This window comes from Quisquiliibacterium transsilvanicum (genome assembly GCF_014202215.1).
GTDB lineage: Bacteria > Pseudomonadota > Gammaproteobacteria > Burkholderiales > Burkholderiaceae_E > Quisquiliibacterium > Quisquiliibacterium transsilvanicum.
In genome coordinates this window covers 141,610-158,879 of sequence record NZ_JACHGB010000001.1, presented here as the reverse complement: position 1 = coordinate 158,879, position 17,270 = coordinate 141,610, and the positions used below count along the sequence as shown (strand labels likewise).

Below are 17,270 nucleotides of genomic sequence, written 5' to 3'. Positions count from 1 at the left end.
GTGGGGTCGCTCCTTCAGGTCGTGCCGGTGCGCAGCGGAACGAAGCGCACCGAATCGAGGATGGTCAGCTGCCAGACGTCGCGGCCGGTGCGCTCGACGAGGTGCAGCGCCTGGCGTCCACCCTCCTCGATCGGCGCCAGCAGGCGGGAAGGCGCCCTCATCTGCGTCAGCAGCTCGTCGGGAATGGCGTCGCCGGCAGCGGCGACGATGATCGCGTCGAAGGGCGCCGCGGTCGGCGCACCGAGCCTGCCGTCGCCGAACACCAGGCGCAGGTTGGGCAGACGCATCGTGCGCAGGTTGGTCCGGGCCGCCTCGTGAAGGCCACGCACCCGCTCGATCGAGACCACCTCGCCGAACACTGCCGCCAGCACTGCGGCCTGGTAGCCGCAGCCGGTCCCCACCTCGAGCACCCGCGCCTGCCGCCGCTGCGCCGGCAGAATCGGCGCGGCCAGGATCTCGATCATCCGCGCCACCGTGCTCGGCTTGGAGATCGTCTGGCCGTGTCCGATGGGCAGCGCCACGTCCTCATAGGCGCGGCTGGCGAGCCCGGGCTCGATGAACTGGTGCCTCGGCACCCGGTCCATCGCTGCGAGCACCCCCTCGTCCCTGATGCCCGCGGCGCGAAGCGCGTCGACCATACGCTTGCGCGCCCGGTCGGAGGCCAGGCCGACGCCGGCCGGCACCGGGGGCAGCTCGGCCGGCCGGGCGGGCGAGGCAGGAGTTGGGCCGGTACGTCGGATGTTCATGGGCGCGCGTTCGGGATGGGGAAAGGCGGGCTGCCCCGCCACTTCAATCGGCCAGCCATGCGCGGACCGGTTCGATCCAGCGCCCGCCGGTGAGGTCGACGTCGAGCGGGGTCACCGAGACCCGGCCCTCCGCGACCGCATGGAAATCTGTTCCCGGCCCGGCTTCACGCGCAGCGCCGGCGGGACCGATCCAGTAGACGGTCTCGCCGCGCGGATTCAGGCCGCGGATGACCGGTTCCGCAACGTGCCTGCGGCCCAGCCGCGTGACCTCGATCCCGCCCATCGCCGAAGCGGGCCGGCTCGGCAGGTTCACGTTCAGCAGCATCGGCTGCTCGACGAGCCGCCCTGCGAGCCTGCGGACGAGCTCGCCCGCAGCCGCGGCGGCAGCGTCAAGATGCGCATAGCCCCGCTCTGCCAGCGAGAAGGCGATCGCCGGAACGCCGAGCAGGAAGCCCTCGGTGGCCGCGGCGACGGTCCCGGAGTACAGAGTATCGTCGCCCATGTTGGCGCCATCGTTGATGCCGGACACGACCAGGTCGGGACGCTTCTCGAGCAACCCGGTGATCGCCACGTGGACGCAGTCGGTGGGCGTGCCGTTGACGTAGTGGAAACCGTTTGCCGCACGGCGCACCGACAGCGGCCGATCGAGGGTCAGCGAGTTGGACGCGGCACTGCGATCCCGCTCTGGAGCCACCACCGTCACGTCAGCGAAAGCCTCGAGCCGCCGCACGAGCGCCTCGATGCCCGGTGAAAAATAGCCGTCGTCGTTGCTGACCAGGATTCTCATGCCCGGATTCTAACGAATCCCGGCCGCCCGACCCGCCGCGCCGCAGGGCTTCAGGCTTGCAGCCCGCGCTCGCGCCTGCAGGCGCTCGCCCCTTCGCAGGCAGCCTTCCGTGCGCAGGCACGGAAGGCTGTCCGGCTCAGGCTTCCGCGGGCCAGTCGCGGATGTAGGCTTTCAGCATGCGGTTCTCGAAGCCCTGCTCCTCGAGCATCGCCCGGGCGACGTCGTGGAAGGAGATCACGCCGAGCAGCGTCGTTCCGTCCATCACCGGAAGATATCGCTGGCGGGTCTCCAGCATGGCCCGGCGCAGCTCGTTGACCTCCATCTGCGGGGTTGCGACCATCGGCTGCGGGTTCATCACGCTGCGCACGACGATCTCGGCCACCGGCGGCGTGGGCCCCGCGCGCTGCTCGCGCTGGCGCGCCGCAAGCACCCGAAGCACCTCGCGGAAGGTGAGCATCCCGGCAAGCTTGCCCTGCTCCATCACCACGAGCGAGCCGATGTCGTGGTCGGCCATGGTGACCACGCATTCCGACAGCGCGGTGTCCGGAGACACGGTGAACAGCTTGCTGCCCTTGACCCGAAGAATCTCGCTGACCTGCATGATCGCCTCCCCGCGACGCGCCTCGTCGGACCATGCTAGCCCAGTGCAGTGCGGCCCACAAGGCAGCGGCGGATCTCCGATGCCAGTTCGTCCTCGCCGTAGGGCTTGGTCAGGAAGACGTCGACTCCGGCCTCCCGCGCCAGCGCCCGGTGACGCTCCGAGCTGCGCGAGGTGATCATCAGCACCGGCACCTCGCGGGTGCGCGGATCCGCGCGCAGCGCCCGGCACAGCTCCACCCCGTTCATCCTCGGCATCTCCAGGTCCACGATCGCCAGCGCCGGCACCCTGCGCGCGGCCAGCGCGAGCGCATCGACGCCATCGGCCGCCGAATCCACCTCGAAACCGAGATCCTCGAGGAACAGCTGCAGCGAGCGCCGCACGCTGACCGAATCGTCCGCCACGAGGCACACCGGCAGGCGCTGGATCTGCTGCTCCGGAAAACGCGAGGCGGCCAGCGAAGCCCCGGGCGCCACCAGTGCCGGCAGGTCGAGCACCGTCGCCACCGCGCCATCGCCCAGCACCGTCGCGCCCTCGACCGCGGAGGTCGACGGCAGCCACGGCGGCAGCGGCCGCACCACCACGTTGCGGGTCTGGCCGGGCGGCGGAGAGAGCACCGCCACCCTGCTCCCATCCAGGCCCCGCACCAGCATCGCCACCTCGCCCGCGCCCGGATCGGGCGCAGCCGCCGCGTGCTGCCGCCCCGACAGCCGCGCCGCCTCGGCCTCGCGCGCGAAGAACCCTTCGGGAAGGCCGAGCAGCTCGTCGAGCCGCACCGCGGGCACCAGTCCGTGGGCGCCGACAAAGCGCAGTGCGCCGGCGTCGTCGCGCACCGCACCGTCTGCCGGGAGGATCCGCTCAACGCCCCTGATCGACAGCGCCAGCACGTGGCTGGGCGTGCGCACCAGCACGACCGGGATCGCAACCATGCCTTCGGGAACCTCGATCCGGACTTCCAGGCCTGCGCCGTCGGCCGCAGCTAGTTCGATCTCGCCGCGCAGCGCCCGCACCGCGCGCTGCACCACGTCCAGCCCGATGCCGCGCCCCGAGAGCTGGGTTGCCTGACGGCGCGTGGAGAAGCCGGGCTCCAGCACCAGCCGGGCGAGCGCCTCCGGCCCCGGGGCCGCAGCGGGATCGATCAGCCCGGCCTCCTGCGCCCGCGCCCGGATCGCATCGAGATCGAGCCCGCGCCCGTCGTCGGTGCAATGCACGATCAGGCGGCGCCCGTCGCGTCCAAAGCGCAGCGAAACGCGCCCGGCGGCCGCCTTGCCGGCGCGCTCGCGTTCCGCCGCGGGCTCGATGCCGTGGTCGATCGCGTTGCGCAGCAGGTGGCCGATCGGCTCGAGGAGCCCCTGGAGCAGCCGCGCGTCGACTGCGGTGTCCTCGCCGGCAACAGTCAGCTCCACCGTCTTGCCGGCCATTCGCGCGGCCTGCCTGGCCACCCGCTGCAGGCGCGGCAAAACCGACCGCACCGGCACCAGCCTAGACTGCATCACCGCCTCGCGCAGGTCCGTCTGCACCCGCTCCAGCTGGCCCACTGCCTCGGCAAGATCCGCCCCCTGCCGGTCGAGCTGATGGTCCAGCACACGGGCGTCGGCGCCCGCTTCGGCGATGCGCCGGGACACGGTGTGGAGTTCGTTGAAGTCGTCGAGCTCGAGCGGGTCGAAATCGCTGCCCGGGCGCCGGCCGGACAGGCTCACGCCGCGGATGTCGACCAGCCCCTCGAGTTCCCCTGCCAGGACCCGCAGGCGGTCGCTGTCGGTGCGGAAGGCCTGGCGCACTTCGCCCAGCTGATCGACCTGCTCCTGGACCCGTGCGAGCAGGATGCCCGCCTCCCCGGCGAGATCGAGGATCCGGTCCAGCAGCGAAGCCGGCACGCGCAGCAGCTCGCCGACCTGCGCCGGCGCGGGAGCCGGCGCGGGAGCCGGCGCAGAGGCCGCGCTCTCCGGCGACGGTGCGGAAGGCTCGCTCTCCCAGGCATCGGGCAGCGTCGACGGCGGTTCGAGCGAAGACGAGGGCCCCGCCTGCTGCGACGGCCCGGACGACTCCGACTGCAAGCCGGGCAGCGGCTGCGCCTCCTCTGGCCGGTCTGGTGGCGCCCCCGCAGACAGCAGCGCGTCGATGTGCGCCCCGAGGGAGCGGCACACTCCGAGGGCATCCGCCGGGCCCTCGCCCAGTCCAGCGACTGCGTCGGCCATCTCGGCGAGGCAGTCGGCCGCCTCCGTCAGCGCGTTCCGGGTGGCGGCATCCGGCGTGCCGCTGCGCTCACCGAGCAGCTGCAGCAGGTCCTCGAGCCGGTGGGTCAGCAACGCGATTCCGCGGATGCCGACGGTGTTCGCAGCGCCCTTCAGCGTGTGCGCGATCCGCCGGGCTTCGGCCAGCGGCTCGGCCACCTCTTCGGGCACCTCTTCGGGCACCTCTTCGCACGCATCCTCGCCCACCTTTTCGGCCGAAGGCCAGGACCGGCCCTGCGCGGACGCTGCCGCAGCAACGAGCCGGTCGATCTGTTCGGAGAACCCTGCCGAAAGCGCCGCCAGCTCGGGCAGAAGGTGGCCCAGGACCGAAGCGTCGGCATCCGGCGCAAGCTCCAGTGAAACGTCGTCGGCGTCGAGCTGTCCGGATGGCGCCTCGATCCTGCGCGACCCGACCACCTCCAGGCCGAGCAGCGCCGCCCGTGCTTGCGCGCCGACCCCCTCGCCGCGCACCGGCCAGCGCGCGTCGGTGCACGCGCCCTCGAGGGCCATGAGCGCAGGCCCGGCGGGATCGCGCAGGAAGGCCGCCAGGGCCTGGGTCAGCCCGTGCAGCAGCTCCGGGGCCTCGGGGCTGGCGGAGGCCGGGGCATCGCGCCAGGCCGCCAGGCTCTCCCGGCACGGCTCAAGCAGGTCCGCCGCAGGCGCCAGGCCGACGTAGCGCATCGCGCCGGCAAGATTGCCGAGCCGCTCGCGGCAGAGGTCGACGAGATCGGACACTGCGCCGAGCGCAGCCGGCGGCGGCGGCAGCCCGATGCCCGCCAGCGGCCCGATCACCTCGGCCTCCAGGCCCTCGACCGCCTCCAGCAGCATTTCGAGCTCGTCGCGCGCCACCGAGGCCATCGGAGGCGCACTGGCCAGCTCCGCCACCAGCTCCGCCACCAGCGCGCAGTCCTGGCGCAGCCGCGCTGCGATCAGGTTCACGAACTGCTCGGGCACCTCCGGAAAGGACGGCCAGGAGTGCAGGTCGTTGACCAGCAGGGTGGCCTCCTCCGGCGACGCATGCCCGGCGCAGAAGGCGATGATCCGGCCGATCCAGCCTTCGATCCGATCCCGGGTCCCTGGCCACCCGTCTCCGCCGGCCTCGCGCTGCAGGTAGGGAACCATCAGCGTCGCGAGGTAGTTCAGGCTGCGCAGCCCCAGCGAATCGGCCACCTGCGCGCAATGCATGATCGCGTCGCCCAGACGCGCAGCGGTGCGCTGCGGCTCGGCCTCGGCAAGCGGCTCGAACAAGGGGTCGAGCAGCGCCACCGAGGCCTCGTTCAGGCGCTCGAAGGGAATGGCGGCTGCGTCGTCCGGGCGCATCGATCCGGCGCTCATCGCTCGCTCAACCGGAACACGCTGACCTCGCGCATCAGCGCCTTCGCGCTTTCGACCAGCCGCAGGGTTTCCGCCGCCTGCAGGGAAAGCTGCCGCGCGGTCTCGTTGCTGGCCTCCTGGATGATGCGCGCCCGCTCCTGGAGCGCAGCCCCCACCTTGGCCTGCTCCGACGAGGTTCGGGCGATGTCGCGCACGGTCGCCGCCAGCGCGTCGGTCTGCTCGCGGGTGCGCAGCATCCCGGCGCCGGCTTCCTCGGCCAGCCTGCTCACCTGGACGATCCGCGAGATCGCCTGGTTCATCGCCACCGTGGTTTCGCCCGTCTCGGACTGGATCGCGCCGACCAGGTCGCCGATCTCGACGGTGGCCGACCGCGCGGACTCCGACAGCCGCTTGACCTCGTCCGCCACCACCGCGAAGCTGCGCCCCGCCGGCCCTGCCGCTGCCGCCTGCATCGACGCGTTCAGCGCCAGGATGCCGGTCCGCTCCGCGATGTCCCGGATGATTCCCACCACCTGCCCCACCTCCTGCGAGCGCTCGCCCAGGCGCTTGATGCGCTTCTCGGTCTCACGGATCAGCGAACGGGAGTGCGCGATCCCCTGAACCGTTCCTTCCACCGTCCGCATCGCCTCCCCTGCGGCTTCGACCGCGCGGCCGGCCGCATCGTTGCAGGCGCGCGCACGCGCCGCGATCGCGTCGAGCGCCTGGGCCGCTGCCGCCAGTTCGCGGGCGGCGAACTCCACCTCGCGCTGCTCGCGCGCTGCCGCGCGAGCCGCCGTGTCGGACTGCGATTTCACCGCCACGGTCGCCCGCGCAACGTCCTGCGACACCGAGCGCACGCTCAGCAGCAGCCGCCGCGTCTCATCGGTGAGCAGATTCAGCGCGTCGGCGATCGCCCCCGTCACGTTCTCGGTCACCGGCACGCGGATCGTCAGGTCCTTGCGGCTCGCGATGGTGCCGACCGCCTGCATGATCTCGATCACCGAATCGTTGAGCTCCTCGCTGTCGCGCGCCGCCCGCTGCAAGGCCTCGATGCGCCGGTCGAACAGCCGGTCGAGGGCCTGGCCGACCGCGCCGACCTCGTCATCGTCGGCCAGCCCGGTGCGCGCCGAGGAAACACCGGCGGAGAGCTCATGCAGAACGTCGCCCACCCGCGCCAGCCGCGCGCCGACGCGCCGCGAAAACCAGCCCGCCACCGCCAGCGCAAGACCCGCGCCGGCCAGCGCCGCCGCGGCGACGGCGACCCAGAGCGCGCCCCCTGCCGCCGCGCCGGAGGCAGCCAGCACGGCCGCCATCAGCAGTACCGGAGCGAGCGCCGCCCCGAGCACGAGCAGGCCCAGCCGCAGCGCGATCGGCCCCGTCCGGATTCGAGCCTGCGGCCGCCCCATTCAGCGCCCCGCCAGGAGTTCGAACAGCTTCCTGGGATCGAAATGCCACCAGAGCGTCGATCCGTCGTCCGCATCCTGAAGCGCCTCGCCGAGCGCGTCGGCAAAGGACGCCTGCGGCCGGCCCGCCTGCGGACAGCCCGCTGCGACGCGCACCGCCCGTGGCGCCCCGTCGACCACCAGCGCGCCCGCCTCGGGCGGCGTGCCGATCACCAGCAGGGACGCACGGTGCGCGGGCGCCCTGCGCTGCTCGGCAGCCGGCCCCGCGTCCAGGACCACCACCGGATGGCCGCGCAACTGCATGAGCCCGAGGACATGCTCGCCCGCGCCGGGCAGCGGGAACACCGTGGCCGCCGCGACGTGCTCCAGCGCCACCGCGGGCAGCAGCAGGGGAACGCCGGCGACCAGCACGCCGAAGCGCTCGGGCGCCTGCGCGCCTGCCGCAGCCTGCCGCTCAGCCGGCATGCCGGAGCGCCCCGACCAGTTGCGACGGTGAATACGGCTTGCCGATCAGTTCCCTGCCGCCCTGCATTCGCGCCCAGACCTGATCGGCACGCTGGCACTTGGTGGAGACGAACACGACCGGGATCGCGCGGGTGTGGGGGTCGTCGGCAAGCCGCCGACAGGCTTCGAAGCCGTCCATGCCGGGCATCACGATGTCCATGAAGATGATCTCGGGCCGCTCCCGGCGAGCCCGCGCGAGCGCGTCCTCGCCGCTCGCCGCCACGCTCACCCGCCAGCCGGCACCGGCAAGAATTCCGCCGATCCGCTCGCGCTCGGGCGCGAAATCGTCGACTACCAGCGCCAGCCGGGCCTGCGTCACCATGCCGCTCCGCAGTGCGGCATCAGCGGCCGAACAGGCGCGCGACGCGCCCCAGCGTCTGCGCTGCCGTCGACGCCGGGGGCTCCGGCGCAGCCGGCTCGGCGGCGCTGCGCACCAAGGCGCCGAGATCGTCGATCGCAAGCGAGCGTCGCAACTGCCTGAGCACCGCCTTTTCCAGCGCCCGGAACGGCACCGGTTTGGTCAGGTAGGTGTCGCAGCCGGCCAGGGCGCCGCGGGCAAGATCGAAAGGCGAGGAGCGGCTGGTCAGGATGATCACAGGCAGGCCGCGAAGCCGCCGGTTGCGCTTGATCTCCCGCGTGAGCCGGTAGCCGTCCATGTCGGGCATTACCACGTCGACCAGGATCAGGTCGAAATGGCCTTCGTCCAGGCTGCGCAGAGCCTCCGCGGCGCTGGACGCTGCTTCGCACTCGAGCCCCAGACGATCGAAGGCGAGCCCGAGCTGGCGGCGCACTGTCGGACTGTCGTCGACCACCAGCACGCGCAGCCGCGTCGTGGCGCCGCGCTCGCCGGCGCCCTGGCGCGGGAAGCTCACCAGGTTGGAGCGCGCCGCGGCCGCCGCGGCATCCCCCCTGGAGGGCTGCGGCCGCTGGACCGGCTGCCGGGGAGCCGGCGAGCTCCCGGCGGGCGGACGGGCTGCGGTGTCCGGCATGAGCTGATCGGGGCGCGGCGCAAGCGGGTTGAGGGACTGCGCCGGCTGCTCGGCGAGCCGGCCCGGCGGCGGTGCCACGGCCGAGGGCACAGCGGGCGCTGCCGAGGCCGTTGCGACCGCAGGCGCCGGCCGGGAAGCGTGCATTCCTGCGCGAACCGCAGCGTCCCGCGCCGGATGGGCGGGCTCGCCAGTGGCGGTTTGCCGGGCGACGTTGGGCTCGGAGGGGGCTGGCGCCTCACCGCGCAGTGGCAGCGATCCGTGCGGCGCCAGCGGATTCGCGGACCGCTGCAGCAGCGGCGCGGCAAGGGAGCCTTCCAGACGGCCCGGGGTCCACGGCCCAGCGGGCTCCGGCAACGGCTCCGATGCCGCGGCTGCGTCGCCCCCGGCATCGGCGACCGTCCCGGCATCGGCGACCGTCCCGGCATGGGCGACCGTCCCGGCATCGGCGACCGTCCCGGCATCGGCGACCGTCCCGGCATGGGCGACCGTCCCGGCATCGGCGACCGTCCCGGAATCGGCGACCGTCCCGGAATCGGCGACCGTCCCGCGGTCGGCAACCGTCCCGGCAAGGGCCCCGGCGTCGGCTGGAACCCCGGCCTTTGCGACCGACTCCGGTACCGCGCCGACATCCGTCGACACCGCATCCACGGATGCACCCGCCACCGCACCCTGCAGTTCGAGTTCGACCACCCGGTTCAAAACCGGCAGCAGTTGGAGGGTGAGGCGCTCGATCGAGATCGCGTGCGGCGACGAGGCCGACGCGCCGCGCGGCACCGCCTCGACGAAGGGAATCCGCCGCGACGCCTCGCCAATGCAGGCCAGGGCCTCCACCCCATCCGGGTCGGCGGGATTCGCGATCAGCACGTCGATCGTCTCGGCATCGATCCGCGCGGCCAGCCGAAACTCGAACCGGTTGTACTGGCTATGCCGGAACACGATCTCGATCAGCCGCCAGTCGCGGGGATCGAGGCCCGCGGCCCCCACCCTGTACACCGGTTTCTCGCTCATCTTCCTACGCTCCTGCTTCGCTTGGGCGGCTGGCGGCGGCGACGCGAACGCACTGCGCGCAACCTGACCGTATTGTCCCAGCGTCGGCCGGGGAGGGTAAGGCTTCCCGTCGCGTTTGGCCAATCGGGGCGGTGCGCGCCCGACGATCGGCGCCGGCCAGCCCCCCCGACGGAGGCACACCAGCCGAGCCACTGACCGGGGCTCAGACCCCTCGGACCCCGCCCCCCCCATGCTAGGATCGCCGCATGAGCCAACGCGATTACCACGGTTTCGACACGCTCGCGCTGCATGCCGGCGCCCTGCCCGACTCCGACCACGGCGCCCGCGCCACCCCCATATACCTGTCCACCGCCTTCGTCTTCAAGGATTCGGACCAGGCGGCCGCACTGTTCAACATGGAACAGTCCGGCCACGTCTACTCCCGGATCACGAACCCGACGGTGGCGGTGCTCGAAGAGCGCATCTCGGCGCTGGAGCGGGGCGTCGGCGCGATCGCAACGGCCAGCGGACAGGCGGCGCTGCACCTGGCGATCGCGACGCTGGCCGGCGCCGGTTCGCACATCGTCGCCTCCAGGGCGCTGTACGGCGGCTCGCACAACCTGCTCGACTACACGCTGCGCCGCTTCGGCATCGACACCACCTTCGTCGACCCGCGCGATGTCGACGCCTGGCGCGCCGCGCTGCGACCCGAAACCCGGCTGCTGTTCGGCGAGACGCTGGGCAACCCCGGGCTCGACGTTCTCGACATCGCGCGCGTGGCCGAAATCGCCCACGGGCACGGCGTGCCGCTGCTGGTCGATTCCACCTTCACCACCCCGTGGCTGATCCGCCCTTTCGATCACGGCGCCGACCTCGTCTATCACTCGGCCACCAAGTTCCTCTGCGGCCACGGCACGGTGGTCGGCGGCCTGCTGGTGGACTCCGGCCAGTTCGACTGGCTGGCGTCGGGCAAGTTCCCCGAGCTAACCGAACCCTACGAGGGCTTCCACGGCATGGTGTTCGCCGAGGAATCGACGGTCGCGCCCTTCCTGCTGCGTGCCCGCCGCGAGGGCCTGCGCGACTTCGGCGCCTGCCTCAGTCCGATGAACGCCTTCCAGATCCTGCAGGGGATCGAGACGCTGCCGCTGCGGATGGCGCGCCACGTCGATAACGCGATGCGCCTGGCCGAGTTCCTCGCCGGCCATCCGATGGTCTCGAAAGTGTCCCACCCGATGCTCGAGTCCCACCCGGACCATGCGCTCGCGAAGCGCTTGCTGCCGCGCGGCGCGGGGGCCGTCTTCAGCTTCGACCTCGCGGGCGACCGAGCGGCCGGCAGGCGCTTCGTCGAGTCGCTGCAGATCTTTTCGCACCTGGCCAATGTCGGCGACGCGCGCTCCCTGGTGATCCATCCGGCTTCGACCACCCACTTCAGGATGGACGCGGCGGCGCTGGCCGCAGCCGGCATCGGCGAAGGCACGCTGCGCCTGTCGGTCGGCCTGGAAGATCCGGACGACCTGGTCGACGACCTCAAGCGGGCCTTCAAGGCGGCGGGTAAGCGATGACTGCGAGCGCGCCGCGCGCCCCCTCTCCTCCCGGCGCTGCCACCGGAGACTGAACCGATGCTCCTCGACGTCGCGGGCCGCAAGGCCTATGCCTATACGGGCGGCAGGATCTTCGACCCTGCCCTACCCACCGTCGTCTTCGTCCACGGCGGACAGCAGGACCACAGCATCTGGATCCTGCAGACGCGCTACCTCGCCCATCACGGGTATTCGGTGCTGGCCGTCGACCTGCCCGGCCACGGGCGCAGCGAAGGACCCCTGCTGACCACCATCGAAGCGATGAGCGACTGGGTGCTGCGGCTGCTCGACGCCGCCGGCGTCCGGCGCGCGGCCATCGTCGGCCACAGCATGGGCTCGCTGATCGCGATCGAGGCCGCGGGCAGCGAGCCCTCGCGCGTCGATCGCGTCGCCCTGGTGGGCACCGCCTTCCCGATGAAGGTGTCCGACGCGCTGCTCGCCGCGGCGCGCGAGGACGAGGCCAGCGCATTCGACATGATCAACATGTGGTCGAGAACCGGCATCACGCACCGGCCGGGGTCTCCAGGTCCCGGCTTCTCGGTGCTGAACCAGGGGCGGCGGCTGATGGAGCGCCAGAAGCCGGGCGTGCTGTTCAACGACTTCAACGCCTGCAACGCCTACGAAGGCGGCCTGGAGCGCGCCGGGGCGATGAGCTGCCCCGCGCTGTTCGTGCTCGGCGCGCGCGACATGATGACGCCGCTGCGCGGAGCGCGCAGCCTGATCGACGCGATGCCCGACGCCAGCATCGTCGAGATCCCGGGCTGCGGCCACGCGATGACAGACGAGCGACCCGACGCAGTGCTGGCCGCGCTGCGCGGCTTCCTCGCCGGGATGGAGCGGCCCGCGCCCGTCGGGGCCTGAGCTCCAGCGCCGTTCGTCTGGCTCCAGCGCCGGTCAGCCGGGCTTCGCCGTCTCGGCCAGCGGCAGATCGATGCGCGCCAGGTCGAAGTCCTCCACCGCAAGCGAGGCCCGGCCCGAGGGCTCCCCCCGCCACAGCCACTCGAACAATGGCCTGAGGGTGCGCTGGCCAGCCCCGGGCGCCAGCGCCCAGCGCTCCTCCCAGATGGCGCGTTCGGCATCGCCGGAGGTCTCGACAAGCCGCCAGTAGCGGTCGATGTAGCCCAGCCGGGCGAGCATCCGCGCCGTCTCCACGGCCCGCGCCGGATCGCCATCGAACAGCTCGCGCAGTTCGCCCACCGAGACCGACGGACGCCCTTCGCGCGCGGCCCGCGCCAGCGCATCGAGCGCGCCCTCGGCCATCTGGAACCGGTCGGCCACGCTCGACGCCAGGTGCACCGTCATGCCGGCGCCCCAGTAGGGGATGCTGGCCGCGAGCAGCGCCCCGGCGAGGATGGTCAGCCACAGCAGGTAGAGCCAGATCAGGAACAGCGGCAGCGCCGCGAAGGTTCCGTAGACCACCGTGTAGGTCGGCAGCCGCGCCACCTGGAACGCGAGCCCGCGCTTGAGCAGCTCCAGCACGATCGCCGCGGCCAGCGCCCCGGCAAAGGCCTCGCCCCAGCGCACCGGCGCGTTCGGCACCAGCCGGTACAGCAGCGTCAGTCCCACCAGGGTGGTCAGCCAGGGCAGCACGTGCAGCCAGGCGCGCTCGGCGCCGGGCATCCCGGCCGGCACCAGCAGCTCGCTCACGATCATCCCGTTGACCGCGATGCTGGCGGCCAGCAGCAAGGGGCCCAGGGTGAGGAAGGTCCAGTAGACGCTGAGGCGGCGCGAGAACGACTTCGGATGCGGCGTCGCCCAGATCCTGTTCATCGTGCGGTCCAGCGTGAGCAGCGCAGTGAAGGCGGTGGCGAAGAACACCACGGCGCCCACCGCCGAAAGCTCGCTCGCCTTCGCCGAGAACTGGTCGAGCAGCCGCACCAGCGTGTCGCTGAACGAAGGCAGCAGAAAGTTGGCTGCGAGGAAGCGGAGCACCGCATCCCTGAAGGGTGAGAACAGCGGCAGCGCCCCGAGCAGCGACACCGCGATCGTGATCACCGGAACCAGGGCGAGCAGCGTGAGCAGCACCAGGCTGGCGGCGGTCTCGGGCAGTTGCAGCCGGGCGCCCTGGCGCGCCAGGGCGAGCGCCAGGACGCGCGCTCGACGGACAAAGGTGGCGGGCGCAGGGGACATGCGCGCCTATGATAGCCTCGCCACTCAATGGAATCCGCCCGCCGTCTCACCGTTGCCGCCTTCGCTGGGCTCGTCGCGCTTGGCCTCGCATGGGAGCTCTGGCTGGCGCCGCTGCGCCCCGGCGGATCGATGCTCGCGCTCAAGGTGCTGCCGCTGCTGCTCGCGCTCCCGGCCATCGCGCGCGGCCGGGTCCGGGCCTATCAGTGGTGGTCGATGGCCATCCTTGCCTACCTCGCCGAGGGCCTGGTGCGCGCCACCAGCGACGGCGGCGCAAGCGCGCTGCTGGCCGGCGGCGAGATCGCGCTGTCCTGCCTGGCCTTCGGCGCCATCCTCGCCTTCGTGCGGGCCGCGCGGGCGGCGGCCTCCGGCACGCAGGCCACGCCGCCGCGATGACCGAGCACGCCACCACCCTCCCCCACCTGCGCGAAACCCTCGTCTTCCTGGCACTGGCGGGGCTGCTCATCCCGCTGCTGCAGCGCCTGCGCGTCCATGCGGTGCTCGGCTTCCTGGTGGTCGGCGCGGCGCTCGGACCCTTCGGACTCGGCGCCTTCGCGCAGCAGGCCCCCTGGATCGGCTGGTTCACCATCCCGCGGGAGGAAGGCGCACTGGCGCTCGCCGAGGTCGGCGTCCTGTTCCTGATGTTCGCGATCGGCCTCGACCTGTCGGTGGGGCGAATGTGGGCGATGCGCCGCTGGGTGTTCGGCGCCGGCACCGCCCAGGTCGTGGTGTGCAGCCTCGCCGTCGGCCTCGTCGCCTGGCTGTTCGGCAATCCGCCGCAGACCGCGGTGATGCTCGGCCTCGTGCTCTCGTTCTCGTCGACTGCGATCGTGATCCAGCTGCTGGCCAGCCAGCGCCAGCTCGGCACCCAGCTCGGCAGGGCGACCTTCTCCGTGCTGCTGTTCCAGGACCTGGCCGTGGTGCCGGTGATGATTCTCGCCCAGGCGCTGGGCAAGGGAACCGACGCGCTGCTGCCGGCGCTGGGCCTGTCGCTGCTGAAGGCAGTCGCGGCGATCGTGATCATCTACGGCGTGGGCAGCCGGGTGGTTCGGCCGGTGTTCCGGCAGATGGCATCCGGCCGCCAGCCCGACGTGCTGATGGCGCTCACCGTGCTGTGCGCCCTCGGCATCGCCAGCCTGACGCAGCTCGCCGGCCTGTCGATGGCGCTGGGCGCGCTGCTCGCCGGCCTGGTGCTCGCCGAGACCGAGTACCGGCACGAGATCGAGGTGATGATCGAGCCCTTCCGGCAGCTGCTGATGGGGCTCTTCTTCCTGTCGGTCGGCATGAACATCGATCTGATGGCGATCGTCCGCGATCCGGTCTGGCTGCCGCTCTCGGTGCTCGGGCTGTTCGCGATCAAGGCGCTGCTGACTGCCGGCGTGCTGGTCCTGCACGGGCTGCCGCGGGCCACCGCGCTCGAGGCCGGGCTGATGCTCGGCCAGGGCGGCGAGTTCGCGTTCATCGTGATCGGCGTGGCGCTGGCGAGCGGCCTGCTGCCCGACCCCACTGCGCGTTTCATGATGCTGGTCGTCGGACTCTCGATGATGATCACCCCGCTCGCGGCGAGCCTGGGCCGGACGCTGGCGGGCCGCCTCAGCGCGCGCGGACAGGCCGCCGTCGCCGACGCCATGCCGGACCTGCCCAGCCTGCAGGACCACGTCGTGATCGCCGGCTTCGGCCGCGTCGGGCGCCTGGTGGCCGAAATCCTCGAGCAGCGCCAGATCCCCTGGGCTGCGCTCGACAACGACGCCGCGGCTGCCGGCGAACATCACCGCCGCGGTCTGCCGGTCTTCGTCGGCGATGCCGGTCGCGCCGAGCTCCTCAAGGCGCTCCGCGTGCAGTCGGCCAGCGCAGCTGTGCTCACGATGGACGATGCGCCGGCCGCGTTGCGCGCGGTACGGGCGATCCGCGCGGCGGCGCCGGACCTGCCCATCCTGGCCCGCGCCCGCGATGAAGCGCACGCCGGGGCGCTGATCGAAGCCGGCGCGACCACCGTGATTCCCGAGACCCTCGAAGCCGGCCTGCAGCTGGCCGGCGCGGTCACCGAGCACTGCGGCATCCCGCGCGAGGCGGTCCAGGTCCTCCTCGACCAGCAGCGGGCCTTGCGGATGGCGGCCATCCCCGTGCCTTCCCACGCGGCACTGCCCCGGGACTAGCGGCGCTCGGCGCGCCTGACGCGGTCGCCTGCCGCGACTGGCTGCCCGGAGCGCCCGCCAGGGAGCCCCGCTACGACGTCGCCAGGCGCGGCGACGCCACGCAGTCGGCCGCCTCTGCGATCAGCGCCGGATCGTCGGCAGCAAGCCGGCGCGCGTCTGACAGCAGCTGCCGCCAGCGCCGGGCGCCCGGCAGGCCGTTGAACAGGCCCAGCAGATGGCGGGTGACTTCGCGCAGCCGTCCGCCCGATGCTACGTGGCGACGCGCGTAAGCGATCATCGGGTCGATGACGTCGAAGCGGTCCGTCGCAGGCGCCGGGGCCCCGAAGAAGAGCGGATCCACCCCGGCCAGCAGCCAGGGCTCGTGGTAGGCGGCGCGACCGAGCATCACCCCGTCCAATTGCCCCAGGTGCGCGAGCGCCTCGCCGGGCGTGTGCAGCCCGCCGTTGAGCACGATGCACAGGTGGGGAAAGTCGCGCTTGAGCGCGGTCGCGAATTCGTAGCGCAGCGGCGGAATCTCCCGGTTCTCCTTCGGGCTCAGTCCGGCAAGCCAGGCATTGCGGGCATGCACGATGAAGGTGCGCGCCCCGCCCTCGGCCACGGTGCCGACGAAGTCGCGCACGAAACCGTAGTCCTCCACCCGGTCGATGCCGATCCGGTGCTTGACGCTCACCGGGATCGCCACGGCGTCGCACATCGCCCGCACGCAGTCGCGCACCAGCGCCGGCTCCGCCATCAGGCAGGCCCCGAAAGCGCCCCGCTGCACGCGCTCGCTCGGGCAGCCGCAGTTCAGGTTGATTTCGTCGTAGCCCCATTGCTCGCCGAGGCGCGCGCAGCGCGCCAGGTCCGCGGGCTCGCTGCCGCCGAGCTGCAGCGCCACCGGATGCTCGGCAGCGTCGAAATCGAGGTGCCGCGGCTGGTCGCCATGGAGCAGCGCGCCGGTGGTCACCATCTCGGTGTAGAGCAGCGCGCGCCCGGTCAGCTGCCGGTGAAAGAAGCGGCAGTGCCGATCGGTCCAGTCGAGCATCGGCGCAACGCTGAAGCGGTGCGCACCGTCCTGCGCGGGGTCGAGCGGCTTGGGGTCATCCATTCGGCAGACTTTACTTCGTTGGTGGGCGGGAATAATTTTCATGGACAAACACAATCACCGGCATGGCCGGACCACTCGGGGAGAAACACTCATGCCCAGGAAGTTCCTGATCGTCGACGACCATCCCATCATCCACCGCGCCATCGCGCAGGATCTCGCCGAGTTCGATCCCGGCTGCCAGGTGCTGTCGGCCAGCCGCCTCGACGACGCGCTTCGGCTGCTGCGCGGCGAGCAGAAGGTCGATCTCATCCTGCTCGATCTCCGCCTGCCGGACACCGCGGGGGTGGAAGGCCTGGTGTCGCTGCGCCGCCAGCACCCCGATTCGCGCGTCGTGGTCGTCTCGGCCGAATCCGATGCCCCGATGATCGTGCGCTGCCTGGACCTCGGCGCCGCCGGCTACATCCCCAAGATCCTGCCGGACCCGGAGATGCGCAGCGCGCTGCGGCTGGTGGCATCGGGCTGCGCCTACGTTCCGCCCCAGATCCTCGCCGGCGAGCAGCCGCTGCGCCTGCGTGGCGACCACAACGCGGCAATGCGCAGCGCCGATCCCCGCCGGCTGGGCCTCACCGAGCGTCAGGTCGACGTGCTGCGCCTCATCCTGCGCGGGCTGCCCAACAAGCTGATCTGCCGGCAGCTCGCCCTTGCTGAAGGCACGGTCAAGGTCCACGTGAGCGCGGTGCTGCGCGCGCTGGGCGTGAGCAACCGCACCCAGGCGGTCATCGCCGCAAGCCGAATCGGCCTGCAGTTCTCCGACTGAC

Annotated in this window: 15 protein-coding genes; 5 read left to right on the top strand and 10 right to left on the bottom strand. The window is 72.2% G+C overall.

The genetic code is table 11. The features are described 5' to 3' along the window. Positions 1-14: 14 nt before the first annotated feature. The 8 genes from HNQ70_RS00690 to HNQ70_RS00655 all read right to left on the bottom strand — a co-directional run bounded on the left by HNQ70_RS00690 (position 15) and on the right by HNQ70_RS00655 (position 9,706). A complete protein-coding gene (locus HNQ70_RS00690) occupies positions 15-746 on the bottom strand; it encodes a protein-L-isoaspartate(D-aspartate) O-methyltransferase (RefSeq protein WP_183963325.1) in 732 nt (243 codons plus the stop codon). 43 nt (positions 747-789) lie between these two features. Then, positions 790-1,533: a 5'/3'-nucleotidase SurE gene (surE, locus tag HNQ70_RS00685; RefSeq protein WP_183963323.1), complete on the bottom strand. Its 744-nt coding sequence runs from the start codon at positions 1,531-1,533 to the stop codon at positions 790-792. A gap of 136 nt (positions 1,534-1,669) precedes the next feature. Further along, entirely contained in the window at positions 1,670-2,134 is a 465-nt protein-coding gene (locus tag HNQ70_RS00680; protein WP_183963321.1) for a CBS domain-containing protein, read from the bottom strand. A 35-nt stretch (positions 2,135-2,169) separates the two neighbouring features. Further along, positions 2,170-5,700: a hybrid sensor histidine kinase/response regulator gene (locus tag HNQ70_RS00675; RefSeq protein WP_183963313.1), complete on the bottom strand. Its 3,531-nt coding sequence runs from the start codon at positions 5,698-5,700 to the stop codon at positions 2,170-2,172. Continuing rightward, positions 5,697-7,085 carry a methyl-accepting chemotaxis protein gene (locus tag HNQ70_RS00670; protein ID WP_183963311.1) on the bottom strand — a complete coding sequence of 463 codons (1,389 nt, stop codon included), beginning with the start codon at positions 7,083-7,085 and terminating at the stop codon, positions 5,697-5,699. Before HNQ70_RS00670 ends, HNQ70_RS00675 begins: the two co-directional genes overlap by 4 nt. After that, positions 7,086-7,547 carry a chemotaxis protein CheW gene (locus HNQ70_RS00665; RefSeq protein ID WP_183963309.1) on the bottom strand — a complete coding sequence of 154 codons (462 nt, stop codon included), beginning with the start codon at positions 7,545-7,547 and terminating at the stop codon, positions 7,086-7,088. Continuing rightward, positions 7,537-7,905, bottom strand: coding sequence for a response regulator (locus tag HNQ70_RS00660; RefSeq protein ID WP_343060572.1), 369 nt, complete (start codon positions 7,903-7,905; stop codon positions 7,537-7,539). The genes HNQ70_RS00665 and HNQ70_RS00660 overlap by 11 nt, the downstream gene beginning before the upstream one ends. Before the next feature lie 22 nt (positions 7,906-7,927). Then, a complete protein-coding gene (locus tag HNQ70_RS00655) occupies positions 7,928-9,706 on the bottom strand; it encodes a response regulator (RefSeq protein WP_183963305.1) in 1,779 nt (592 codons plus the stop codon). Positions 9,707-9,828: 122 nt separating this feature from the next. On the opposite strand from HNQ70_RS00655, the gene HNQ70_RS00650 reads away from it, so the two are divergent. Both HNQ70_RS00650 and HNQ70_RS00645 read left to right on the top strand, forming a co-directional pair. Further along, a complete protein-coding gene (locus tag HNQ70_RS00650) occupies positions 9,829-11,124 on the top strand; it encodes an O-acetylhomoserine aminocarboxypropyltransferase (RefSeq protein ID WP_183963300.1) in 1,296 nt (431 codons plus the stop codon). A 57-nt stretch (positions 11,125-11,181) separates the two neighbouring features. Beyond that, positions 11,182-12,003, top strand: coding sequence for an alpha/beta fold hydrolase (locus HNQ70_RS00645; RefSeq protein ID WP_183963295.1), 822 nt, complete (start codon positions 11,182-11,184; stop codon positions 12,001-12,003). 33 nt (positions 12,004-12,036) lie between these two features. Here HNQ70_RS00645 and HNQ70_RS00640 read toward each other — a convergent pair whose 3' ends face one another. Next, positions 12,037-13,272 (bottom strand): YihY family inner membrane protein, encoded by a 1,236-nt coding sequence (locus tag HNQ70_RS00640; protein WP_183963293.1) that lies wholly within the window; start codon positions 13,270-13,272, stop codon positions 12,037-12,039. A 27-nt stretch (positions 13,273-13,299) separates the two neighbouring features. On the opposite strand from HNQ70_RS00640, the gene HNQ70_RS00635 reads away from it, so the two are divergent. After that, positions 13,300-13,665: a DUF2069 domain-containing protein gene (locus HNQ70_RS00635; protein WP_183963291.1), complete on the top strand. Its 366-nt coding sequence runs from the start codon at positions 13,300-13,302 to the stop codon at positions 13,663-13,665. After that, positions 13,662-15,425: a cation:proton antiporter domain-containing protein gene (locus HNQ70_RS00630; RefSeq protein ID WP_183963289.1), complete on the top strand. Its 1,764-nt coding sequence runs from the start codon at positions 13,662-13,664 to the stop codon at positions 15,423-15,425. The genes HNQ70_RS00635 and HNQ70_RS00630 overlap by 4 nt, the downstream gene beginning before the upstream one ends. A 70-nt stretch (positions 15,426-15,495) precedes the next feature. On the opposite strand, the gene dusA is transcribed toward HNQ70_RS00630, so the two are convergent. Further along, positions 15,496-16,512 (bottom strand): tRNA dihydrouridine(20/20a) synthase DusA, encoded by a 1,017-nt coding sequence (dusA, locus tag HNQ70_RS00625; protein ID WP_183963287.1) that lies wholly within the window; start codon positions 16,510-16,512, stop codon positions 15,496-15,498. 91 nt (positions 16,513-16,603) lie between these two features. Here dusA and HNQ70_RS00620 point away from each other — a divergent pair, with 91 nt between their 5' ends. After that, positions 16,604-17,269, top strand: a complete 666-nt coding sequence (locus HNQ70_RS00620; RefSeq protein ID WP_183963285.1) for a response regulator — start codon at positions 16,604-16,606, stop codon at positions 17,267-17,269. Position 17,270: the final 1 nt, after the last annotated feature.